This window comes from Proteus sp. NMG38-2 (assembly GCF_020640995.1).
Classification (GTDB): Bacteria; Pseudomonadota; Gammaproteobacteria; order Enterobacterales; family Enterobacteriaceae; genus Proteus.
Map to the genome: position 1 here is coordinate 2390347 of NZ_CP085481.1, position 23366 is coordinate 2413712.

Sequence of the window (23366 nt, forward strand, 5' to 3'; positions counted from 1 at the left end):
GGATCACCAAATCAAAATAAATTTAAGCTTATTCTAGTTTAGTGATTATCAACAACTTTCATTTAGATCAGAAAAAGTGGAATTAGGTAAATTTATCATCACTTCAACTGTAACTCGAGGCGCTATTGCACACAGTAACTCATAGCCAATAGTGCCACAGGCCGTTGCAACATCGTCAACAGGTAGTTGTTCACCCCATAATTCAACTGGGCTACCATAATTGATATCGGGGAAATCCGTAACATCAACGGTTAACATATCCATCGAAATGCGCCCTACTAATTGTGTTTTATGCCCATTAACAATGACTGGTGTACCATCTGGCGCATGTCTAGGATAACCATCGGCATAACCACAGGCAACAACCCCTATTCGCATATCACGCTCAGCAATATATCGACTGCCATAGCCTATTGGCTCACCTTTTTTCACTTGTTGAATGGCTAATATCTCACTATTAAATGTCATTACGGGTTGTAAATCGAAATCAGCAATATCTTGCCAAACACCCGAAGGCGAAACACCATATAAAATAATGCCTGGTCGCACCCAATCTTGATATGTTTCAGGGTTAAACAACGTTGCTGCCGAATTTGCTAAGCATCGAGGTAATTCTTTGACCATCGCTTGATTAATTACCGCTTTTTGCGCATCCATATTCAGTCCTGTATCTGCATTAGCAAAATGCGACATTTGAATAATAGAACCAATGTTATTGATGCTTTTAGCGCGGGTGATAGCTTGTTGATAACCATCAGAACGATAACCTAATCTATTCATTCCACTATTAAGTTTAAGATAGATATTAATGGGGCGTTCTAATTGTGCTTTTTCTATGGCATCAAATTGCCAATCAGAATGTACTGTTGTTGTTAGAGAATAACGTTCTAATAAATAAACATCTTCAGGTTTAAAAAAACCTTCAAGTAAAAGGATGGGGCCAACCCATCCTTGCTCTCTTAGCATAATGGCTTTGTCTAATTCAATTAATGCAAAACCATCCGTATGACTCAATGCTGGCCAAACACAGGATAATCCATGCCCATAAGCATCTGCTTTCACAACAGACCACACTTTGCTACCTTTTACTCTCTCTTTGATAACAGACAGGTTATGGCTTAATGCATCGAGGTTAATAGTTACTTTTGTGGGTCTGGACATGTTTTTTCCTCAATTAATAAGCAGCATCAAGCTTTTGCCCCGGTAAGAGCAATTTAGTATTAAAGCCATCGATATAACGAAATACCGATAAATCATCAGCAGCAATCGCAGGTTTATTCCCTGAAATTAAATCAGCTAATAATTGCCCAGAGCCACATGCCATCGTCCAACCTAATGTGCCATGCCCCGTATTTAAAGATAAATTACGATAAGCCGTTGGCCCAACGATAGGCGTACCATCTGGTGTCATAGGTCTTAGTCCTGTCCAGAATGTGGCTTTTTCTATATCGCCACCACCTTGATAGAGATCTTGTACAACCATTTTTAATGTTTCACAGCGCGATTTTAAAACATTCAAATTAAAACCAACAACTTCTGCCATTCCACCAACACGGATTCGCTCATCAAAACGAGTTACTGCTATTTTATAGGTTTCATCGAGAATAGTTGATGTTGGTGCTCTTGAAGCATCAATAATCGGCATCGTGAGTGAATAACCTTTAAGCGGATAAACAGGAATGGCGACTTTATTTTTCAGAAATTCCGTTGAATAAGAACCCATTGCGACAACGTAATGATCCGCAGTAAGTAATCCATCATGGCATTGAACGCCCGCTACTTTATCACCATCAAATAACAAATGTTTGATTTCTTTGTTAAATAAGAATGTAACACCCGCGTCTTCTGCCATTTTAGCGAGTTTTTTCGTAAAAATTTGGCAGTCACCTGTTTCATCATTTGGTAAACGCAAACCACCGGTGAGTTTATGACTAACATGCTCTAATGCAGGCTCTGCGAATTTAAGTTGCTCTGCCGTCAATAATTCATAAGCAACGCCTTCTTGCTTTAAGACAGCAATATCATTGGCGGCATTATCAAATTGCTTTTGATCACGGAAAAGTTGAAGAGTTCCCCCTTGGCGCCCTTCATATTCTATTCCCGTATCTTGACGCAACTGACGAATACAATCACGGCTATATTCAGCAATGCGCACCATACGACTTTTATTCATAGTGTAATGTGATGCATCACAATTACGTAACATTTGCCACATCCAGCGTAATTGGAAAAGTGAACCGTCCGGTTTAATGGCTAAAGGTGCATGTTTCTGGAACATCCATTTTACTGCTTTTAATGGAATACCCGGAGCGCCCCAAGGGGTTGCATATCCTGGCGATATCTGACCAGCATTACCCGCACTGGTTTCTTCTGCTGCACTATTTTGTCTGTCAACAACAATGACTTCATGCCCTTGCTGCACAAGATACCACGCACTTGTTACACCAATAACGCCGCCACCTAAGATGATCACTTTCATGGCAAGACTCCAATAATTTACATTGATATAACATAAGAATAATATTCCATACACAAAAAGCCAATATAGAATAATCATCTAGGCGAATAAAAAAGCAAATTTTAGAGTTAAGTCACATTTGGCTAATATTGAATAAGTAATTTTTAACGAGAATTGTCAAATTAACAAATAAAATCAACAAGATATTTTTTTATATATAAATTATAAGAATATTTGTTAATAAATTAATTTACTTTGATGAGAATTTAATCCGTAGAAAACCCGAGTGTGAGTTTTATTAAAAACCAAATATAGCAAAAACATTAGATTATAATTTTTTAATTAACTAACTTTGGTAACTCTTTTTACTAAAATTAGCCTATTTAAAGCATTGCCTAAAATATGACACTTTGTTTTTTAAAAGCATAAAAAAACCAGTATCACAAATCAATGAGGATACTGGCTTTTTCTATTATGACAAAAACCGCAAAAATTAGCGTTTAATTTCTTCCAAATCACTAGGGAGTGGTGATTGCAAGCTTTGCCAGATAATCCCACTGTCTTTACCATATTGGCGAACGCACTCCATTACATGCTCAACATCTTTCTGTTCACACAATGCAGCTAATTTTTTATAGAATGCTAAAGCAAGCTCTTTGGCTTGAATATTTGAAAAATAGTAACGACCAACACGCGTATACAGACCTTTTAAACCATTGAGGATAAGGCCATAAATTGGATTGCCTGATGCGAAAGCTAAGCCACGAAAAATGTTGTAATCCAGTTCACTAAACTCATCAGCACTATTTTCAGTAGTAAGCTCATGGTTTAAAACTTCAATACATTTTTCAGGATTGCTTCTAAACGCAGTGCGGATAAAAATAGCTGAAATATTAGTTCTTACCGCCAATAAATTATCAATTAATTGCGGTACACGATCATGATCGAGACGAGCTACAGTTTCAAGAATATTAAGGCCAGATGTTTCCCAGAAATTGTTTACCTTTGTTGGCTTTCCATGTTGGATCGTTAACCATCCATCACGAGCAAGACGCTGTAATACTTCTCTTAATGTGGTTCTTGTTACACCAATTAATTCAGATAGTTCACGTTCCGCTGGTAGGATAGAACCAGGGGGAAAACGATTATTCCAGATGCTTTCAACAATATACTCTTCCGCGAAACCTGCGGGGCTTTGAGCCTTAATAACCATATTTTTATTTCTTCCGAAGCGATTTTTCTGCTAATAATGAAAAAGATAATATCAGAATGCGGAATTTTGATATAGCTCAACCATCATTAAATAGTGAGTGGCATCATAAAACCTGATGTTGTTTTATCAATTTATTATTACTAACGCGCTTAATTTCACAGCAATTAACGCGTACTATGGTTAGATCGCGCATGATTGCGCTTAAAATCTCTGTTTGGAGGATGAGAAACCTAATGGATATGAGTATAAGACAAGCACTACTGAAGAACTTTATGGGAAACTCTCCCGATTGGTATAAGCTTGCTATTCTTACTTTTTTAATTATCAACCCACTGATTTTTTTCTTTGTTGACCCTTTTGTCGCCGGTTGGCTATTAGTTGTAGAATTTATTTTCACTCTAGCTATGGCGTTAAAGTGTTACCCATTACAACCAGGAGGACTACTTGCCATTGAGGCTGTCATTATTGGAATGACTAGCCCAAAACAAATTGGTCATGAAATTGCCAACAACCTTGAAGTTATTTTACTTTTAGTCTTTATGGTTGCGGGTATCTATTTTATGAAGCAATTATTACTTTTTGCTTTTACCAAACTGCTTTTATCCATTCGTTCTAAACGAATGTTATCTATTGCTTTTTGCTTCGCAAGTGCATTTTTATCTGCCTTTTTAGATGCTTTAACCGTTATCGCTGTTGTGATCAGTGTTTCTCTCGGTTTCTACTCTATTTATCATAATTTCGCCTCTAACCAAGCAGGAACAGAGCTAAATAATGATGGATTTATTGATACCGCTGAGAAAAAACAAACATTAGAACAATTCCGTGCTTTCTTACGTAGCTTAATGATGCATGCTGGTGTAGGTACTGCATTAGGTGGCGTAATGACCATGGTAGGTGAACCGCAAAACCTGATTATTGCAAAACATTTAGAGTGGGATTTTGTGACTTTCTTTATTCGAATGTCACCTGTAACAATTCCTGTTTTCTTTGCAGGCCTTGCTGTGTGCTATTTGGTTGAGCGCTTTAAGCTTTTTGGTTATGGTGCTGAATTACCTGATTTAGTTCGTAAAGTTTTAACTGAATACGATAAGAAAAACAGTGAAAAACGCACTTCTCAAGAAAAAGCACAATTGATGATTCAAGCATTAATTGGGGTTTGGTTAATTGTTGCTTTAGCTCTTCATTTAGCAGAAGTCGGTATTATTGGTTTATCTGTTATCATTCTTGCGACTACATTTTGTGGTATTACAGAAGAGCATGCGCTCGGTAAAGCATTTGAAGAAGCCTTACCTTTCACTGCATTATTGACCGTTTTCTTCTCAATTGTTGCAGTTATTATTGACCAACAATTATTCGGCCCAATTATTCAGTTTGTTCTCCAAGCTTCAGAGTCCTCACAGCTCTCTCTCTTCTATCTGTTTAATGGTCTATTGTCTGCCATTTCAGATAACGTTTTTGTGGGTACTGTTTATATCAGCGAAGCCTTAACGGCCTTACAAGATGGATTAATTAGTCAATCACAATATGAACATATTGGTGTTGCTATTAATACAGGTACAAACTTACCTTCTGTTGCCACACCTAATGGCCAAGCTGCATTCCTATTCTTATTAACCTCTGCGCTATCTCCACTTATTCGTTTATCGTATGGACGAATGGTAATAATGGCTCTGCCATATACTATTGTAATGACATTATTTGGTCTACTAGCGGTTGAATTCTGGCTAGTTCCTACAACACATTGGTTTTATGAAATAGGCTTAGTTGCTATTCCATAACAATAGTTCTACAGTTACACCACATAAATAGGACTTTTACTTGATAAAAGTCCTATTTTTTTCATTAAAAGAAGGTTGAATGTAAATATTTGTGAAATAACAGGTTTTAACTTTTTTTGCACTTGAATTTTGGGCAAAATAGACACTTATTTTAATATTTAAATGGACATTATTATGCTGACTGCTCTTCGTCACTGGTCACAACGCCGTTTTTCATGGCTATTGCTTGCATTAACAGCAATAGGTCTTGAAGGTGCTGCATTGTATTTTCAGTACGGAATGGAATTAATGCCTTGTGTGATGTGCGTTTATCAACGCATCGCAGTATTAGGAATATTAGTTGCCGCATTTATTGGTGTAAGCGCACCCAAAATGGCACTCATGCGTATGGCAGGTAGTTTTTTATGGCTTTATTCAGCTTACCGAGGCATTGAATTGGCTTGGGAGCATACGCAACTTATTCTTAATCCATCACCTTTTGCAACATGTGACTTCTTTGTCACATTACCTTCTTGGTTTGCATTACAAAATTGGTTCCCTGCTGTATTCCAAGCAACGGGTGACTGCTCTGTCAGCCAATGGCAATTCTTAACATTAGAAATGCCTCAGTGGATGCTAATTATTTTCTCTGCTTATTTTGTTGTGGGTCTATTGGTCTTAATGAGCCAAATCACAAGTTCTTTTAAATCAAAAGAATAAAAAAATAGCCCTTAGTAACACACTAAGGGCTATTTATTGTCGAAAAATAAAACTTCAACATTGACTAAATAGTTCTAACCTGGAATACAAGCACCTTCAATTAAAGCCTGTTCACTACAGCGTTTACCATTAGCAAACTGACACACAGGTGTCTGCCCACCATGTAATTCATAGTTTAAAGAAGGTATCCCTCCTGAAAAAACACATGTTGCCTTAGCCGATTCATCTAAAGGAACACTAAGACTTGTTGTCGGTATTGTTCTGCTTTTATTCACTGCTTGTGTTGATGAATATTCTGTCTGGGTTGAACTACTGCATCCTGCAATAAAACCAAAGCCAACTAACATAAACAGATAACATGTTGTTTTAAATTTTTTTTGCATCAAAGGCACCCTAATGTCTGCTGTTATTCACTATTAGTGTGAAGCACTTTTTGAGAGTAAGTTTATGACTAAAACACCAGCAATAATCAATCCCATACCAATAATGGCAGGTAAATCAAGTTTTTGTTGATAGATAAAAACTGCCGCAACAGAGACTAACACTATCCCTAAACCACTCCATATTGCATAAGCAATACCCAAAGGCATAACTCTTACCACTTGAGAAAGTGCCCAAAAAGAAAAACAATAGCCAATGACAACAACAATTGATGGATATAATCGACTAAAGCCTTCAGAGGCTTTTAACATTGTTGTCGCAATCACTTCCGATATAATCGCCAACATTAGATAAGTTAATCCATTCATTTTTTCGCCTTAATCTTATATAAAGTCAATTTTGTGAATTCTATCACAAGCCATATTAAGGATATTCATCTACAACAAATAAAAAAGGCATCTTTCATATTGAATAGATGCCTTTTAAAATAAAAATACTTATTTAGTGTTGATGAAGCTGATTCTTTTTACGGGGCTTTCCCCCCATAGAAACGCGATAACGGCTAAAAATAAAGCCACACCAAATAACAGCAATAATGCTTAATATCATTCCTGCATAACCCATATTTGGCATACCCGCATGTAAGATAACTTGATTACCAATCAAAGCCCCTGCACCAATGCCAATATTAAAAATACCAGAATAAATAGACATCGCGATATCTGTTGCATCGGGAGCTAAATCAATCACTTTAACTTGCATACCAAGGCCGATACACATAAAACCAATCCCCCAAAATATAATCAACACAATGAATGTCGTTAAATTTTGGCTACTTATCATTAATAAACTTAAGCAAGCAGTAAGTAAAATTAGTGCAAAAAATAAAAATGATGTTGGCAACTTGGCACTATAACGACTAAATAGCACACTGCCAATAATACCAGCACCACCAAAAATAAGTAAAACTAACGTAGCAAAGTTTTGATTTAATTTTGCAATATCAATAACAAAAGGCTCGATATAACTATAAGCCGTAAAATGTGCAGTAACGGCAATAACTGTTAACAGGAAAATCCCCATTAATGGCCCGCGTTTTAATAATACAGGTACACTTTTTAATGAACCTGAATGCTCACTGGGTAATAAAGGCAAATAACGCATTAATGCAAACATGGTAATTAAAGCTAAAATACCAATTCCCATAAAGGTTGCACGCCATCCTAACCATTGCCCAACAACACGCCCAATAGGTAAGCCGAGAACCGTAGCTAATGCTGTTCCTGTTGCTAATAAACCTAATGCTTGTGCTCGTTTACCAGGAGGTGCGACTCTAATTGCCAATGAGGCAGTAATAGACCAAAAAACTGCATGAGAAAAAGCAACGCCTATACGCCCTGCAATCAACGAGTTAAAATCCCATGCTAAACCAGACAAAATATGACTTAAAATAAAAAGAATAAATAAGATAATAAGTAACTTACGGCGTTCAACTTTACTTGTCATTATCATTAATGGTAACGACATTAAAGCAACCACCCAAGCATATATTGTGATCATTAAACCTGTTTGAGCTGGGATCATTCCAAAGCTTTCAGAAATATCACTTAACAGAGCAACAGGAACAAATTCTGTTGTATTAAAAACGAAAGCTGCAAACGACAATATTATTACCCTGACCCACGCTGTTTGGCGGCTTACTTCATTTATGTTTGGTGTTGCGATATTCATAATTAGTCGATGCATTCTTAAATAATATTGATGTATATATCATTGCTTTATAATATAAGCCTTCATGTAACGCGCTTTGTCCACTTACTCTAAAAAGTTTAGGTTTATTGGTAATAAAAAAATGGCATAAATACAAAAAATGTGTTTTTTAAAAACAAAAAACAAACCAAATTATGACTAAACTTTGTAGCTAAAGCGAATCAGCTATCAATTTTAGCATATTCATCTCATGACTTTAAATCCCTAGTGCAACTTCTTTTTAACGTTAACATATTCTAAGCATACAAAGATTGCAGATATAAATATCTCATTCGCAATCTAATTAAAATAATAAAAACAAACAAATCCGAGTAAAAATACGCAGTATATTCATTGAATTAAGATAAGAAATATTAATTTATTTATTAAAAATATTCTTATATTTGATATGAAAAACGAATAAAAATAGGAAGGATATAGTAATTACTGACTTAAATTATCAATAACTTGAATTGCTTGCTCGCAAGCTATGTTTCTTGTGGGCGAAGTTGATTCATCAAAAGCATTTTTAATGGTAGCTATTTGTTCTACTGCCGGACGAGGCAAAATTAAATGCCCATTAGAAAGTGCATGATCAACCTCATTTAGCTTTTGAGCTAATTGCTGGCAACTACCATTATTCTCTTTTGACTTATAGACAACCATAAGTGTATCGCGTTTTGCTTCTACCGTAGAAATAGTTTCGCTCATTTTTGATGATGAATTTTCAATGACTTCACGGCCTTCATTCCAAAGTTCAGCTGTTGTTTCTTTAAAGACAGACACCATTAAAATGGCAATAAAAATAGCCAACATGATTGTCAGTGATAAAAGCCCCCCTGCAATAATGAGTATATGTTTCATCTTTAACTCCACATATTAGTTATCTCTGTTTTTAATATATATAGTTTAAATAATTCAGGTTCAATCTGGATTACGATTCTTTTTATTTTTTACATTTTATTACTGAGGTATACAGTTCTAATTATTCTTATTTTATTTTTATAAAAAATAAGCACCTAATTGTAGGTGCTTATAATCATATATAAATTTATCTTGATAAAAATCATTTCTTAGAGCAACACGCAATATAATTTAAATTATGGCGGTTTTCTCTAAAAAAACGAAACATGGATAGAAACCTTTCTCTATTCTGTTTGTTTTTCAACCCATTTTTAATTATTTTTGCGGTTCTAAGTAAACCTTCATCACGAATTAAACCTGTAGGTGACATTAGACTCATATTGCCTGATTTCATATTTACTTCTGAAAACCCAATATTAGCAAACAAGTCATGCCACTCTTGCTTAAACATAGGAGCCACGTTCGATTTTACGACCCCAATTAAATTATCTTTATCTACATCATTATTTTTTTTCATAATATCATGTGTTAATAACAAACCACCGGGTTTTAAAACACGATAATATTCTTTTACTAATTTAGCTTTGGCTTTATCCGCATACATTGTCAACATCGCTTCATTTAAAACAATATCAAAGCTATTGTCGGGAAAAGGCAGAGATAAGGCATTGGCTTTTGTTAGCTGAATCAAATGTGATAACTGCGCATTTTCAACATTATGTTGTGCATTAGCTAATGCCTTTTCATCCATATCAATCGCAATAATGTGACAACCATATTTTTGTGCTATTTCAATTGACGTTGTCGCCATATTACAAGCAATCTCTAAAACATAACTTGAGGTTGTAAAATGCCCGTTATTAATTAACCAATCAGATGCCTCCACACCACCCGGTCTTAAGCGTGTTTTTCCTAAACTAGCTAAAAAAGTATGCCCTGCCTTTGACTGTTCTTGAGATATAGATTGTGTTGTTGTTTGAGTTTCCATATTGCCACCCATAAAGTTGCATTAATAATGCAACTTTATAATAAAAAACATTTGATGGGAATAGTTATCATTGCTTTTCTCGTTTTTTTATAAATAAAATCTTAAAGTGCACAATAAATAAATTCTTAAATGTAAGATGAAATTTATTGAAATAGAATGAGTTAAATAAACTACTCTGTAATTACGTCATTAAAAGTAAAGAATATTAAACTTTGGATAACAACATTGACCTTCCCCTAAGGGGAATCTTTAGAGTGATAACAATTTCACGATAAAGTAAAGGAAACTGTTATGAAAAAGATTTTACCTGCCACTATTATTTTAATGAGTGCTATTTCTTTTGGCGCAATGGCAAACAATACACATATGAATATGGATACATCACATAATAGCTCTCCAATGCAAAAAGAGCTCAATGAATCTATGAATAAAATGCATGCTGATATGGCAAAAGGAATGAACACAGATAATGCAGATGTTGCTTTTGCTGATGGTATGATTGCCCACCATTTAGGCGCTATCGATATGGCTAAAATTGAATTGAAATATGGTACAGATCCTGAAATGCGCAAGCTAGCTCAAGCCATTATTGATGCTCAAGGCCCTGAAATTGAACAAATGCAAAAATGGTTAGAAAAGAATAAAACTAATAAGTAATAGATTCCTATTGGCTATGATCTTTTAGATCATAGCCGGTTTTATTTTTAATATTCCCTGCCAAATTTCCTATTCAAGCTAAATCAAATAATTGTCTAATATTCATCTCATACATTATAATTTTACTATTGGAGTAATATTTTTCGCTTTACCCTGTATGGAGTCCACATGAATAATAGAGAAAACATGGCATTATTAACCCAAAGACTTGCCATGCAAATTGCAAAATGGACTCATAATACACATTATTTTGATAGCCAAATTCCAGGATTAGCACTAACACACTGGACTTCCCCTACATCTATTACCAGTCATACACATAAGTCAGGTATATGCTTAATTGCTCAAGGTGAAAAAAGAGTGATTTTAGGGGAAGAAAGTTTTATTTATGATGCCAACCATTTTTTAATTTCTTCCATCGATCTTCCCGTTATGGCAAATATTATGAAAGCCAGTGAGGATAAACCTTTTTTAGGGCTTGTAATGGAATTAGATCTACAAGAAATATCTCAACTGATCGTCGATAGTGAATTAATATTTAATTTAAATTCAAGCGCTCAAAAAGGGATTGCAATTGGTGAATTATCAGAGCCTCTATTAAATGCATTTATTCGCTTACTCGATCTTCTTAATACCCCTGATAGTATTAAAATTCTTGCTCCAGGTATAAAACGTGAGATTTTTTATCGTTTGCTGCTAACAGAGCAAGGTGAGCGATTAAATCAAATCGTTACTGCGGGTAGTCATAGCCATCAAATATCAAAAGCCGTTGATTGGTTAAAAAACAATTTTGTAAAACCACTCAATATCAATGAATTAGCCTCATATACAGGAATGAGTAAATCTGCTTTTTATACTCATTTTCGGACAATGACATCAATGACACCACTCCAATTTCAGAAAAAACTTCGCCTCAACGAAGCTCGACGATTAATGTTAACTGAAAATTTAGGGGCAATAACAACAACATTTCGTGTTGGCTATGAAAGCCCTTCTCAATTCAGTCGTGAATATAGCCGATTATTTGGAGCACCTCCTGCAACTGATATTAAAATGCTCAAAGAATCTACTAATGTTTGAATACAATCACTTTTTATAAGCCCAATCGTTTTATCATTATTGTCTATTTATATTATTTATTATCATTTTTTTAGTTTTTTGGAAAAATAGGCAAGAGACTAAGAAGATCGGACATTCATATCTAAATGCGAAAACGATAGCATTTATATCACCCCAAAAAAGACCATATCTTTTGATGTTGAAAAATAAACTATACTTCAACGGGATAGCTATCAACTTAATATTGCAATAGGATATCAAAATGCAACTCGATTTCACTTACTACAATCCGACAACCATTCATTTTGGTAAGAACTCTCTTGCTAAATTAAATGATGAATTATCACATTATGGCGAAACCATCATGCTGATGTATGGCCGTAATGCTATCAAATCTAATGGCCTTTATGACGAGGTCATGGCAATACTAAAACATGCAGGAAAAAATGTAGTTGAGTTATCTGGCGTTATGCCTAATCCAACCTATGCAAAAATGATGGAAGGTGCTCAATTAGTGCGTGAACATAATGTCAGCTTGATTTTAGCTGTGGGTGGAGGTTCCGTTATTGATTGTGCCAAAGGCATCTCTGTTTCTGCTTATTGTGAAAATGAAGATCCTTTTCAAAAGTATTGGGTTGAATATCAAGAAATTGAAAATAAAATTATTCCTGTCGCGTCAATTCTTACCATGGTAGGAACAGGCTCTGAAATGAATGGCGGTTCAGTCATTACGCATGAAGAAACAAAATATAAAATTGGCCGTGTTTTTCCAGCCAATGTATTTCCTAAATTTTCAATTTTAAATCCAGAATATACCTTTACAGTTTCTCAGTATCAGATGGTGAGTGGCGTATATGACACAATGTCCCATCTGATGGAACAATACTTTTCAGATCAAGGCGCAAATACAACCGATTATTTAATTGAAAGTTTATTAAAATCTTCTATTGATAATTTGCGTATCGCACTTAAAAACCCAACTGATTATGAAGCAAGAAGTAATCTGATGTGGAATGCAACTCTGGCATTAAACACTTTGACAGGGCTTTCAAAAACACAAGATTGGCAAGTTCATATGATTGAACATCAATTAGGCGCTTATACCGATTGTGCTCATGGAATGGGGCTTGCTGCAATTTCTCTGCCTTATTATCGTTTTATCTATAAATTCGGCATTGAAAAGTTTGTACGCTTTGCTACTCAAGTATGGGGAATTTCTACTGAAGGTAAAAATCAAGATCAAATTGCACTTGAAGGTATTGATGCACTTGAACGCTTCACAAAAGAGTGCGGTATAGTAACTTCATTAGAAGCACTAGGTGCGACAAAAGAAATGCTACCAAGTATTGCTCAATCCACAACAATTATTGGTAAAGGTTATAAAAAGTTAACAACTAAAGATGTGCTTACTATCTTAGAGGACTGTTTTTAATACGATTTAAATACAAAAAAAACGGACCTCAATGAGGTCCGCTTTTTTATATGGTGCCCAGGGCGGGACTTGAACCCGCACAGCCTTACAGCCGAGGGATTTTAAATCCCTTGTGTCTACCGATTTCACCACCTGGGCCAAATTGTATTTATCTGTTACAGATAATATTGTTAATAAACAAGGTAACAAATAAATTTAAAGCACTTACTTCTAAAATCACTAACTTTAATCTTTTACTTTTCTTTCACTAACTTGCTGCTAGTGGAAGAAAAAACGGACCTAAGTTGAGGTCCGCGTTTTATATGGTGCCCAGGGCGGGACTTGAACCCGCACAGCCTTACAGCCGAGGGATTTTAAATCCCTTGTGTCTACCGATTTCACCACCTGGGCTAAATTCTGTGGTGCGTCCGTAAATTCTTATAATTAAGATAAATACTGGTATGGACGACTTAACTGCTACACAATGCCATTCACAATGGACTTTTCTTTTGCACCAAACTCTTTATCTAAAAGAGATGGTGCCCAGGGCGGGACTTGAACCCGCACAGCCTTACAGCCGAGGGATTTTAAATCCCTTGTGTCTACCGATTTCACCACCTGGGCATTAATGGAGGCGCGTCCCGGAATCGAACCGAGGTACACGGATTTGCAATCCGCTGCATGACCACTCTGCCAACGCGCCTCAACTGCTCAATCTCATAAGAGATTGGAGCGGGAAACGAGACTCGAACTCGCGACCCCAACCTTGGCAAGGTTGTGCTCTACCAACTGAGCTATTCCCGCTTTACCGAACTTGCTGATTTACTTATTTATTTCTGTAAACCGTTGTGCCTTTCGATGCGTTGCATTCTACTGATTTCCTGAATCTAGTCAACACTATATTTGCATCTTTTTGACTGTTCGGTGAATTTTCAGTCATTTCGATCAAGCTTCACGCAAATCTGACCATGCAGCGCTCAAATATTGAAACATTGACCAGAAAGTCAACACGGTTGCGATATACAATAATGCAAATCCAAACCATTCAGCTTCAACCGTAGGACGCCATAATAACACAACTAATGATCCCATTTGTGCGGTTGTCTTCACTTTTCCAATCCAAGAAACAGCAACACTGTTGCGTTTCCCTAATTCTGCCATCCACTCTCTTAATGAAGAGATAATTATTTCACGAGCGATCATGGTTGCTGCTGGTAAAGTTATCCACCACTCATGATAATACTCTGTAATTAAAACAAGTGCTGTTGCAACCATTACTTTATCTGCCACAGGGTCAAGAAAAGCCCCAAAGCGAGTAGTTTGTTTCAATCTACGTGCTAAAAACCCATCAAACCAATCAGTTGCAGCGGCTACCATAAAAATAATAGCACATACTAATGGAGCATCTTTGAATGGTAAATAGAACACCAAAACAAAGAATGGGATTAAAGCGACACGAAATAGAGTTAGCCAAGTTGGGATATTTAGTTGCATAGCGTTCTACACGACCTAGAAAAGTGAGAGTTATTAATATGGTGCATCAATACACTTAGTGTTTCAACGCATTAAATATTTTTTCTGCTAATGCTGTCGAAATTGTGGGGACTTTCGCAATTTCTTCTACACTTGCATCTCGTAAAGCTTGTAGCCCTCCCATATATTTCAATAACATTTGACGACGTTTAGGCCCCACACCTTCAATAGACTCTAATGAGCTAGTATTTTTCACTTTCGCTCTACGTTGACGATGCCCAGTTATTGCATGGCGATGCGATTCATCACGTATATGTTGAATCAAATGCAATGCAGGTGAATCAGAAGGTAATGCCATACCTTCACCTTCCGGGACAAAAAACAAGGTTTCAAGTCCTGCTTTACGATCACTCCCTTTTGCAACGCCAATTAATTTAGGGTGTGACTTATCCCAATCAACATCCAGAGAAGCAAATACTTCTATTGCTTGTGCTAATTGCCCTTTACCACCATCAATAAAGATAATATCAGGAACTTTATTTTCTTCTAATGATTTACCATAACGTCGAGTGAGTACTTGATTCATCGCCGCATAATCATCACCAGGAGTAATACCACTAATATTATAACGTCTATATTCCGATTTTAATGGGCCATTCATATCAAATACTACACATGAAGCCACAGTTTGTTCCCCCATGGTGTGACTAATATCAAAACATTCCATTCGTTTTATCTCTTTCATATCAAGAAGAGACATCAGTGAGGCATAGCGTTGTGAAATTGTCGATTGTTCGACTTGTTTTGAGGCCAATGCTGTTGCTGCATTTGTTCTAGCTAATTTCAAGTAACGTGCTCTATCACCACGAGGTTTAGTTTGAATTTGAATTTTTCGCCCTGCAATGGATGAGATAGATTCAGAAAGGATCGCTTTATCTTCCAAATTAAAATCGAGCAGAATTTCAGTCGGTAATGTTCTAATAGCACTTCCTTGTAAATAAAATTGACCAATAAAAGTTTGAACAACCTCATCAAGTGAAGTATTTGCTGGAATTTTAGGAAAATAACTTCGGCTTCCCAACACTTTACCTTGTCGGAAAAAGAGAACATACACGCAAGCAATCGCGCCATTAAAAGCAACACTAATCACATCAAGATCATCACCAATATTGGCAACAAATTGTTTTTCCGTCACTTGTCTTACAGCTTGAATCTGATCACGAATGCGTGCGGCTTCTTCAAAGCGTAAATCTTGGCTTGCTTTTTCCATTCTCGCCACAAGGCCTTCAATCACTTGTGTATCATCACCAGAAAGAAAAAGCCGTACATAATTAACTTGTTGAGCGTATTCTTCATCTGAAACATAACCTTTCACACAAGGTGCCAGGCAGCGACCAATTTGATACTGTAAACAAGGCCTTGAACGATTGCGATACACACTGTCTTCACATTGACGAATAGGAAATAATTTTTGCATCAATGCCAAGGTTTCTCTTACTGCAAAAGAGTTAGGAAAAGGCCCAAAATATTCCCCTTTTGCATGCTTTGCACCACGGTAGCTAGCAAGTCTTGGGTGTTTATCTCCACTTAAATAAATATAAGGATAAGATTTATCATCTCGTAATAACACATTATAACGAGGTTGATAGCGCTGAATGTAACTATGCTCTAACAACAATGCTTCTGTTTCTGTATGTGTAATAGTCACATCAATATTTGCAATACACTTAACCAATGCCTCGGTTTTACGGCTATTTACTTGCACACGAAAATAACTCGAAAGCCTTTTTTTCAGATCTTTGGCTTTACCGACATAAATTACAGTATCTGTTGCGTCGTACATTCGATAAACACCTGGTTTATCAGTGACTCGGCTTAAGAATGCTTTGGCGTCAAATTTGTCTTCCACTTTGTAAATGACTCTCTATCTCAATTAACCCATAACGTATTGCTATATGAGTTAATTCTACATCACCTGAGATTTTAAGTTTACTAAACATTCGATAACGGTAACTATTTACTGTTTTTGTATTGAGATTTAGCTCATCTGCGATTTGTGTGATTTTTTTTCCTCTAATTATCATAGACATCACTTGCAATTCTCTTTCAGATAAATGATGTAATGGATTCAAATCTTTTTGTAATTTAGCCAATGCTATATCCATAGCAAGCTCTTGGCTTAAATAACGCTGGCCAATGCACACTTGCCGAATGGCTTGAAGAATATTTTCACACGAGGCATCTATGACCACAAAACCTTCAATTCCTAATTGAAGAAGCGGTATAGATAAAATGGAATCAGTATTAGGTGAAATAACAATAATTTTAATTGATAAGAATGAACGTTTAATCCTTTTTATTGAATCAATTAATGAAACTGAAGGAGATGAGTAGATAATAATAAGGTTAATAGAAAACTGACGACAATAGCGGAATGCTTCTGTTTCATCAGTCATAATATTTCTAATATTGATTTTTTTGATTTGACTAAGAAGTGTTTTTATTCCCAAACTAAATAACTCAACCTGACTTATTATTATTGTATTTATCAATAATTTTTCCTTTTCAGTTAACATGTTAAAAAATCTGTATTTATTTAAATATCTAATTATCATATTGCATTGCTCATTAACATTCTAGTTTTTTCCCCAACCATATCTTATTTTTATTAAATCAATCTATTAACTGTTCAGATATAAATAAAGGCTCATATAAATGAGCCTTTATTACAATCAAAAATGTAAATGTATACAATTAATAAATAATACCAATATTATTTATTAAACATATCCATAATATCTTTTTCTGTAAGCATCGGTGTTTTTTCTATAAAGTTATAATAATGAGGTTTATTATCTATATAAATTTGTAGAGTAAGCTTGCTTTCTTTGGTTTCAGAAAACAATCCTGCTGATACATAATAAATATTGGCTTCTTTCAAATGATAAAAAAGATGAGAACCGCAGTGCTTACAAAATGCCCTCTCACCCCATAATGATGAATCATAGAGTGTGATATTTTCTTCACCTTCGATACTCAAATCTGACTGACAATCAATTGAAAACCCAGGACCACCATTCCAACGTAAACACATACTGCAATGGCAAGCGCTGAGATCAGAAATATCTCGTGTGGTTGACAATTTAACACCACCACACAAACATTGGCCTTGATGCATCGATACTCTCCTCTTCTTTTTAAATCATGCATAAATTTTTTAAGATTATATGCATGATTTAATTTCTCAAATAAGTATTTTTAAGCGTGAATATTTCCTACATTTTTGTCTTCTGACTTTGCTTTTTAGGCGGTAATGGTGAGAAATAACCGATTAACAAAATCAATATAGCAACACCAATAAAGGCCAATGCTCTAAGTAATCCACTACTTAGCGATGTATCAATTAAGAAGAGCTTAGCGATGACAACTGCTAATAACCCACCACCAATAAACCAACTTGAACGTGATTTTTTGCGTGTCGCCATTATCATTGTCACTAATGCAGTAATTGCCCAAATAATGGCTAATACTGTTTGGATCACTTTAGAGTTAATGATCTCATACATTGTCCAGTCAATATCAGTAGTAAAGACTAATCCTCTTAATAAAACTCCGTTAGCCCACCAGAAAATCATCGCAGGAATAATATAATTGTATAATGGGAAGTTATTTTGTAATAACTGTTGATATTTAGGAGACTGTTTCATTACTGAAATAAATTTATAGCCAACCCATATCCCCACAATTCCCATGAGATCCATCAGATTAAAGAGTGGTATAAATTTAATACCACTTTCAGTGCCATTATTCATATTTGCAAAAATTAAAGAAAGAGCGAGTAAAGCTAAAACAGGTACTGTTATTACTAAATAAGTATTTAGATATACTTTAATCCAATTAACTCTCATAACAAGTATAGTGCTTATTGCTATATATAAACTAATGGAAAAAATAACACTGGCAAAATGCAGGCTTACATAAAGATAAGTGGTATCTATTAGCCAAATTATTTCAGTGAATAAGAACAAACCAATAAAAACAAGATGCATAACATGAATTAATGCTTTATTTAACCTTTGTGTAGGCAATAACGTATTAACCTTAAGTAAATAGAAGCCACTCACAAATATTGCTATCCATACAATGGCACTTAACCAATTGTCAATTAATGACCCAGCAAGGAAAATATACACTAACAGAATAAGCGCTGACATTGGCCACAACAAAACAGAGCAACTCGCTAATTCAGAAATTTGTGTTTTTTTACCTACGAAATACATTCCCCAGCAACTAATAAGAATAAAAGCAAAAGTGATGGATTTCACACTTGGAGAGAACCAATATTCGCCATACTCTTGTAAAGTGAATACGCAATATCCCCAACTCACCGCAGCAATAAATAGTGTTACATATCCAATAGTACGGTTATCAATATTAATAAATTTAGCTCGATACCACAGTATCGCCACTGCAAATACAACAATCATTTGTGTTATAAACATTAGCCAATCGCTTAACGAAATAACACGCATGTTAAATAACAGAACAAAGGAAACTGCAACTAAAATAGTCCCGGCAATAGCTGGTTTCTTTTGTTGCTGTAAAACAGAAAACGCAAGGATCATAACTCCTTCAATTGCCCATACCATAGATGTCCATTCAGCAGAGAAAGCAAATGGTACAGCTAAAGTAGCAAATGTGGCTGATAGCATAAAGAAAGCAATAGCCAGTAATTTACCCTCTTCGCGATAGCGTTTAAGGACAAACCAACTCAACGCAAAATAGGCTAATCCATAAAGAGATGAAGCAATAGCAACGCCGTATTCCCATTCTGACGCTAATCGGTGTTGGAAAATAAAACCAATCAACGGTGTACCAAATAATAATGTGGCATCAAAAGGAATATTGAGCCTCAGCTTATTTTTTAATGTTGAAAGTTCCGTTGCAACACCAAAAATCAACCAATTTGCAATTAAAAATAGCTGGCAAGGTAAATAATCGGCATGAGTGTAATTTGGTATTGCCCATATAAAACCAATACCAAAAGTAAAAGCAAAACCAATAAGATTTAATAAACGCCAAACTTGCCAATGGCTAATAATAAGAATGCCTATGGAAAGAATAAGATAATAGCTAAACAATGCAATATAATTGCCACTGCCCGTAGACAATAAAACAGGTGCTAAATAACCGCCTAATGAAGCTAATACAGCTAAACTAATTGCTCGATGAAGAACCGCTAAAATAACACTGACTATACAAATAAACACCAGAATGGCTAATGCGATGCCAATAGGAATAAAATCATAAATTTTAGTAGCTGCAAAAATAGTGATATACAGCCCACCTATTCCGCCTCCTTGCAAAATAAGTGCATACATCAGATTTTTCTTTCTAAGCCACCAGCCGAGGCCTAATAAGACCAAACATCCTGTGCCAGCCATCATTAAACGTGTTGATGCTGAGACAAGTTCATTCTCAATACTGTATTTAAGTAAATAAGATAGACCAAAAAAGAGTAATAACATCCCTATTTTAGCTAACGGATTTCCTGTTACTACCCAATTCCAAATAAGTCCCAAAATTGATTTTTGTTGACGTTTTGGTCGAGGATTTAAAGCAGGTCTATATTGTGATGCGGGTCTGGCTTGAGCTGTTGTACCTATATTATCTGTTTGAGATCCAGATTGATTGGCTCTCGCTACATTCACAATATTCTCTGTAAGTGGAGTTGGTGAAATTTCAGTTGGTGTGTTTTTAGGCTCGTTCTGATAATGATGAGCAAAACGGCTCGTTGAAATTTTAGGTTGGTAAGGTTTTTGCTCCTGCTTAGAGAAGGTTGACTTATTGGAGTGTGGATTTTCTACATTAAGTTCCTTGCTAATAGAAGTATCTGCGATCGAAGGTTGTTCTTTAGGAGAAACTTTATCGAATGTTGTTTCTCTTGATACCTGTGCTTGTTGATAAACAGGTGGCTCTTTATTTTCAACCTTATTTTGTATCTCTTCTGTTTTGTTAATGAATGAGCTTGTTTTAGGCTGATAACTTGATGAAGTTGATTTTGGCTCTCCTTTTATTTCACGCGATAAATCGCCTATTTCATTTTTATTATCATCAAGATCTGCACTCTCATTTGCAGAGCTATTTTTATTTAATAACTTAAGTAATTTAGCTTGTTGTTCAGTAAGCTTTTCTTCAAGTTGCTTAATTCGATACAACAATGAGTTAGTATTTGTATAGGAATGATATTGCCAATACAAAGATACCACGACAAATATCGTAACGATGAGTGTCAGAAAATCATCCATCAACCTAATCCTTTTGCATAATACACCGTATATTTTTAATCTCTTAACCTTAGTTATACTTTAATTTTCACAGATTTATCTTAGTTTATTCCTAAATAATCAATTTCAAGAACTTTTGATTTAAACCTAGCACACAATTTCAAAAAAAAGGTATGATCTATCAACTCCTTTAATCTTCCATTTGTATTAAAAAACACACTCATAATATGAAATTAAATGACGAACTAACTAACGCAATTGCTTCTGTAACAGAAGCTGCGGCCATTGCAGCCATGCCTTGGATCGGAAAACAAAATAAAAATGCAGCGGATGATGCTGCCGTAAGTGCCATGAGAGCACGTTTAAATAGCTTAAATATCAATGGTGAAATCGTTATTGGTGAAGGCGAAATAGATGAAGCACCAATGCTTTATATTGGTGAACAAGTCGGTAATGGCAAAGGTGAAAAAATAGAAATTGCTGTTGACCCTATTGATGGCACTCGCATGGTCGCTATGGGCGAAAACAATTCTCTTGCTATTTTAGCTGCAGGTTTTGAAGGCAGTTTTTTACAAGCTCCCGATATGTATATGGAAAAATTAATTGTCGGTAAGCAAGCTGCAGGTGTCATTGATCTGAACCACTGCCTAGAATATAACCTTGATGCTATTGCACAAACATTAAATAAATCAGTTGAGCAACTTACACTGGCTATTTTAGACAAGCCTCGCCACCACGAAATTATTAACGACCTTCGTTCCAAAGGGATTAATGTCATTACACTACCTGATGGTGATGTTCTTGCTTCTTTATATGCCACAATGCCAAATAATAGTATTGATGTTATGTACGGTATTGGCGGAGCTCCAGAAGGTGTTATTAGTGCAGCAATAGCTAAAGCACTTGGTGGTGATATGCAAGCTCGTCTGATTACACGTGATACCGCAAAAGGAAATACTGCAGAAAATAGAGAACTTGCTGTCAGTGAAATTGCTCGCTGTCATAAAATGGGAACTGATGTGAACATCAAATTATCACTAGATACATTAGTTCGTAATCAAGATGTGATGTTTGCAGCAACCGCTATTACGGCTGGAGATCTTTTATCTGGTGTTAAGCAACAATCCCAATATCTACAGACACATTCTTTAGTGATTAATGGTTCAACTCATTCACTACGTTATATTGAAAATTACCATTTACGTTAATTTTTCTGTTTGTCTTCTACTCCTTGAGACATAAAAAAGCGGCACTCGATTAAGGTGCCGCTAAATATTTCAAGGGGTATGTTTATTGTTATTTATTTGAACTCAGATTTAAGCCAATAAATTTGCTGGATTATCAACGCATAACTTTTTAATAATAGAGTTATCGATACCACGTTGAGCTAATAATGAAAGGAATACATTCGGAACAAATCCCCAGCCATTTCCCCCATTTTTTGCCCACATTTGTTTTAAAAACACATCATGGCTTAATACAATTTGGCTACCATAACCTCTTTCAATTAAGGTTGCGACAGCTTCAACAGTATCCATAACACTTGGCGCAGCGCCCTCTTTAGGGAAAGAGATATCAAGGCCAATCATATCAAACTCAAGCCAAACACCGCGATCTAGCATTTTGCATTGATAATCAATATCTTTACCCGAGGGATCAGAGTGTGCCAATGAAATTTTAGCCGGGTTACAGCCCATTTCAGATAACAGAATATCTAAAACTTCATCACCACGACGTTGCCAGCCTGGCATATGAATATTCATAGAAACATGAGGATTATTATTTTGAGCAATTGCTGCTGCACGTAAGCTATTTTTTTCACCGTTAGTAAAGAAAGGAGAAACCCCAATTTCACCAATCATTCCTGCACGAATATCTGTACCATCAATGCCGACATTTAATTCGTCATCAATAATTTTCACCATTGCTTCTATATCATCAGCAAGACGTTGACCTTCAAATTTTTCGATATAAAGTCCTGAGGATGCAACAATATTAATTCCTGTTATTTCTGCAACTTGTCTTAGCTTTCTAATATCACGACCAATGGATGAAGAACCCGTTGCATCAACAATTGTTCCGCCACCTAATTCTTTAAAATTATTTAATTCAAAAATAACATCATCAATTGGCTTTTCATCCATGTTATCGCAACAACAATAAGGATCGTATTTTAGTCCCCATTGAATATCTGCACTGACTTTTTTATCAACTAATACATGCGAGAACTCATAAAAAGGTTCATCAACAACACTAGAGAGATCATTAAATAGATGTTCATGAGGTAATGTCAGCCCCATATTTTCTTTTTTAACGGGGCCCATCACAGTTTGAATATAATCTTTCATC

Annotated in this window: 20 protein-coding genes and 5 tRNA genes; 6 read left to right on the plus strand and 19 right to left on the minus strand. The window is 35.5% G+C overall.

All coding sequences use genetic code 11. The annotated features are described in order from the left end of the window. Positions 1 to 48: 48 nt before the first annotated feature. The 3 genes from alr to fadR all read right to left on the minus strand — a co-directional run bounded on the left by alr (position 49) and on the right by fadR (position 3671). Positions 49 to 1161, minus strand: coding sequence for an alanine racemase (alr, locus tag LG402_RS11375; protein ID WP_227335428.1), 1113 nt, complete (start codon positions 1159 to 1161; stop codon positions 49 to 51). A gap of 13 nt (positions 1162 to 1174) precedes the next feature. Then, positions 1175 to 2479: a D-amino acid dehydrogenase gene (locus LG402_RS11380; protein ID WP_166540518.1), complete on the minus strand. Its 1305-nt coding sequence runs from the start codon at positions 2477 to 2479 to the stop codon at positions 1175 to 1177. 472 nt (positions 2480 to 2951) lie between these two features. After that, on the minus strand, positions 2952 to 3671 hold the full coding sequence (fadR, locus tag LG402_RS11385; RefSeq protein ID WP_109407668.1) for a fatty acid metabolism transcriptional regulator FadR: 720 nt from the start codon (positions 3669 to 3671) through the stop codon (positions 2952 to 2954). Between the two features lie 233 nt (positions 3672 to 3904). Between fadR and nhaB the strand changes: the two genes are divergently transcribed. Beyond that, positions 3905 to 5449: a sodium/proton antiporter NhaB gene (gene nhaB, locus LG402_RS11390; protein WP_227335430.1), complete on the plus strand. Its 1545-nt coding sequence runs from the start codon at positions 3905 to 3907 to the stop codon at positions 5447 to 5449. Between the two features lie 174 nt (positions 5450 to 5623). Next, a complete protein-coding gene (gene dsbB / locus LG402_RS11395; RefSeq protein ID WP_227335431.1) occupies positions 5624 to 6148 on the plus strand; it encodes a disulfide bond formation protein DsbB in 525 nt (174 codons plus the stop codon). Between the two features lie 74 nt (positions 6149 to 6222). On the opposite strand, the gene LG402_RS11400 is transcribed toward dsbB, so the two are convergent. The 5 genes from LG402_RS11400 to LG402_RS11420 all read right to left on the minus strand — a co-directional run bounded on the left by LG402_RS11400 (position 6223) and on the right by LG402_RS11420 (position 10130). Then, positions 6223 to 6531, minus strand: coding sequence for a DUF333 domain-containing protein (locus LG402_RS11400; RefSeq protein WP_166540520.1), 309 nt, complete (start codon positions 6529 to 6531; stop codon positions 6223 to 6225). Positions 6532 to 6564: 33 nt separating this feature from the next. Then, entirely contained in the window at positions 6565 to 6897 is a 333-nt protein-coding gene (locus LG402_RS11405) for an SMR family transporter (RefSeq protein ID WP_072068325.1), read from the minus strand. A 133-nt stretch (positions 6898 to 7030) separates the two neighbouring features. Then, positions 7031 to 8260, minus strand: a complete 1230-nt coding sequence (locus LG402_RS11410; protein WP_166540521.1) for a sugar transporter — start codon at positions 8258 to 8260, stop codon at positions 7031 to 7033. 462 nt (positions 8261 to 8722) lie between these two features. After that, positions 8723 to 9142 carry a hypothetical protein gene (locus tag LG402_RS11415; protein ID WP_227335433.1) on the minus strand — a complete coding sequence of 140 codons (420 nt, stop codon included), beginning with the start codon at positions 9140 to 9142 and terminating at the stop codon, positions 8723 to 8725. 202 nt (positions 9143 to 9344) lie between these two features. Next, a complete protein-coding gene (locus LG402_RS11420; RefSeq protein ID WP_227335434.1) occupies positions 9345 to 10130 on the minus strand; it encodes a class I SAM-dependent methyltransferase in 786 nt (261 codons plus the stop codon). A 291-nt stretch (positions 10131 to 10421) separates the two neighbouring features. On the opposite strand from LG402_RS11420, the gene LG402_RS11425 reads away from it, so the two are divergent. The 3 genes from LG402_RS11425 (at position 10422) to LG402_RS11435 (ending at position 13278) form a co-directional block, all read left to right on the plus strand. Next, the gene (locus LG402_RS11425; protein ID WP_109407674.1) at positions 10422 to 10787 is read left to right on the plus strand and encodes a DUF305 domain-containing protein; all 366 of its coding nucleotides are present in this window, start codon (positions 10422 to 10424) and stop codon (positions 10785 to 10787) included. Positions 10788 to 10955: 168 nt separating this feature from the next. Next, positions 10956 to 11867: an AraC family transcriptional regulator gene (locus LG402_RS11430; RefSeq protein ID WP_227335436.1), complete on the plus strand. Its 912-nt coding sequence runs from the start codon at positions 10956 to 10958 to the stop codon at positions 11865 to 11867. 241 nt (positions 11868 to 12108) lie between these two features. Further along, positions 12109 to 13278 carry an iron-containing alcohol dehydrogenase gene (locus tag LG402_RS11435; protein ID WP_227335437.1) on the plus strand — a complete coding sequence of 390 codons (1170 nt, stop codon included), beginning with the start codon at positions 12109 to 12111 and terminating at the stop codon, positions 13276 to 13278. A gap of 51 nt (positions 13279 to 13329) precedes the next feature. Here the strand turns inward: LG402_RS11435 and LG402_RS11440 are convergent. The 10 genes from LG402_RS11440 to LG402_RS11485 all read right to left on the minus strand — a co-directional run bounded on the left by LG402_RS11440 (position 13330) and on the right by LG402_RS11485 (position 21038). After that, positions 13330 to 13416, minus strand: a tRNA-Leu gene (locus LG402_RS11440). 165 nt (positions 13417 to 13581) lie between these two features. Beyond that, positions 13582 to 13668: transfer RNA gene (locus LG402_RS11445), tRNA-Leu, on the minus strand. Positions 13669 to 13794: 126 nt separating this feature from the next. After that, a tRNA-Leu gene (locus tag LG402_RS11450) sits at positions 13795 to 13881 on the minus strand. A gap of 5 nt (positions 13882 to 13886) precedes the next feature. Continuing rightward, positions 13887 to 13960, minus strand: a tRNA-Cys gene (locus LG402_RS11455). A 25-nt stretch (positions 13961 to 13985) separates the two neighbouring features. After that, positions 13986 to 14061: transfer RNA gene (locus LG402_RS11460), tRNA-Gly, on the minus strand. Between the two features lie 141 nt (positions 14062 to 14202). Continuing rightward, a complete protein-coding gene (gene pgsA / locus LG402_RS11465; protein ID WP_109407677.1) occupies positions 14203 to 14751 on the minus strand; it encodes a CDP-diacylglycerol--glycerol-3-phosphate 3-phosphatidyltransferase in 549 nt (182 codons plus the stop codon). 55 nt (positions 14752 to 14806) lie between these two features. Next, a complete protein-coding gene (gene uvrC / locus LG402_RS11470; protein WP_227335439.1) occupies positions 14807 to 16639 on the minus strand; it encodes an excinuclease ABC subunit UvrC in 1833 nt (610 codons plus the stop codon). Next, positions 16623 to 17306 (minus strand): LuxR C-terminal-related transcriptional regulator, encoded by a 684-nt coding sequence (locus tag LG402_RS11475; protein WP_227335440.1) that lies wholly within the window; start codon positions 17304 to 17306, stop codon positions 16623 to 16625. Before LG402_RS11475 ends, uvrC begins: the two co-directional genes overlap by 17 nt. Positions 17307 to 17503: 197 nt before the next feature. Next, on the minus strand, positions 17504 to 17908 hold the full coding sequence (locus LG402_RS11480; RefSeq protein ID WP_166540526.1) for a GFA family protein: 405 nt from the start codon (positions 17906 to 17908) through the stop codon (positions 17504 to 17506). A gap of 97 nt (positions 17909 to 18005) precedes the next feature. Further along, the gene (locus LG402_RS11485) at positions 18006 to 21038 is read right to left on the minus strand and encodes a DUF2339 domain-containing protein (protein ID WP_227335442.1); all 3033 of its coding nucleotides are present in this window, start codon (positions 21036 to 21038) and stop codon (positions 18006 to 18008) included. 206 nt (positions 21039 to 21244) lie between these two features. Between LG402_RS11485 and glpX the strand changes: the two genes are divergently transcribed. After that, the gene (gene glpX / locus LG402_RS11490; protein ID WP_227335444.1) at positions 21245 to 22225 is read left to right on the plus strand and encodes a class II fructose-bisphosphatase; all 981 of its coding nucleotides are present in this window, start codon (positions 21245 to 21247) and stop codon (positions 22223 to 22225) included. A 108-nt stretch (positions 22226 to 22333) separates the two neighbouring features. Here the strand turns inward: glpX and LG402_RS11495 are convergent, their stop codons facing one another. Beyond that, entirely contained in the window at positions 22334 to 23365 is a 1032-nt protein-coding gene (locus LG402_RS11495) for a phosphotriesterase (protein ID WP_166540529.1), read from the minus strand. Between the last annotated feature and the right edge of the window lies 1 nt (position 23366).

Bases quoted from the DNA above. Each gene is read 5' to 3' on its own strand.
- alr (WP_227335428.1), bottom strand. From the start codon at position 1,161: ATGTCCAGACCCACAAAAGTAACTATTAACCTCGATGCATTAAGCCAT.
- LG402_RS11380 (WP_166540518.1), bottom strand. From the start codon at position 2,479: ATGAAAGTGATCATCTTAGGTGGCGGCGTTATTGGTGTAACAAGTGCG.
- fadR (WP_109407668.1), bottom strand. From the start codon at position 3,671: ATGGTTATTAAGGCTCAAAGCCCCGCAGGTTTCGCGGAAGAGTATATT.
- nhaB (WP_227335430.1), top strand. From the start codon at position 3,905: ATGGATATGAGTATAAGACAAGCACTACTGAAGAACTTTATGGGAAAC.
- dsbB (WP_227335431.1), top strand. From the start codon at position 5,624: ATGCTGACTGCTCTTCGTCACTGGTCACAACGCCGTTTTTCATGGCTA.
- LG402_RS11400 (WP_166540520.1), bottom strand. From the start codon at position 6,531: ATGCAAAAAAAATTTAAAACAACATGTTATCTGTTTATGTTAGTTGGC.
- LG402_RS11405 (WP_072068325.1), bottom strand. From the start codon at position 6,897: ATGAATGGATTAACTTATCTAATGTTGGCGATTATATCGGAAGTGATT.
- LG402_RS11410 (WP_166540521.1), bottom strand. From the start codon at position 8,260: ATGAATATCGCAACACCAAACATAAATGAAGTAAGCCGCCAAACAGCG.
- LG402_RS11415 (WP_227335433.1), bottom strand. From the start codon at position 9,142: ATGAAACATATACTCATTATTGCAGGGGGGCTTTTATCACTGACAATC.
- LG402_RS11420 (WP_227335434.1), bottom strand. From the start codon at position 10,130: ATGGAAACTCAAACAACAACACAATCTATATCTCAAGAACAGTCAAAG.
- LG402_RS11425 (WP_109407674.1), top strand. From the start codon at position 10,422: ATGAAAAAGATTTTACCTGCCACTATTATTTTAATGAGTGCTATTTCT.
- LG402_RS11430 (WP_227335436.1), top strand. From the start codon at position 10,956: ATGAATAATAGAGAAAACATGGCATTATTAACCCAAAGACTTGCCATG.
- LG402_RS11435 (WP_227335437.1), top strand. From the start codon at position 12,109: ATGCAACTCGATTTCACTTACTACAATCCGACAACCATTCATTTTGGT.
- pgsA (WP_109407677.1), bottom strand. From the start codon at position 14,751: ATGCAACTAAATATCCCAACTTGGCTAACTCTATTTCGTGTCGCTTTA.
- LG402_RS11475 (WP_227335440.1), bottom strand. From the start codon at position 17,306: ATGTTAACTGAAAAGGAAAAATTATTGATAAATACAATAATAATAAGT.
- LG402_RS11480 (WP_166540526.1), bottom strand. From the start codon at position 17,908: ATGCATCAAGGCCAATGTTTGTGTGGTGGTGTTAAATTGTCAACCACA.
- LG402_RS11485 (WP_227335442.1), bottom strand. From the start codon at position 21,038: ATGGATGATTTTCTGACACTCATCGTTACGATATTTGTCGTGGTATCT.
- glpX (WP_227335444.1), top strand. From the start codon at position 21,245: ATGAAATTAAATGACGAACTAACTAACGCAATTGCTTCTGTAACAGAA.
- LG402_RS11495 (WP_166540529.1), bottom strand. From the start codon at position 23,365: ATGAAAGATTATATTCAAACTGTGATGGGCCCCGTTAAAAAAGAAAAT.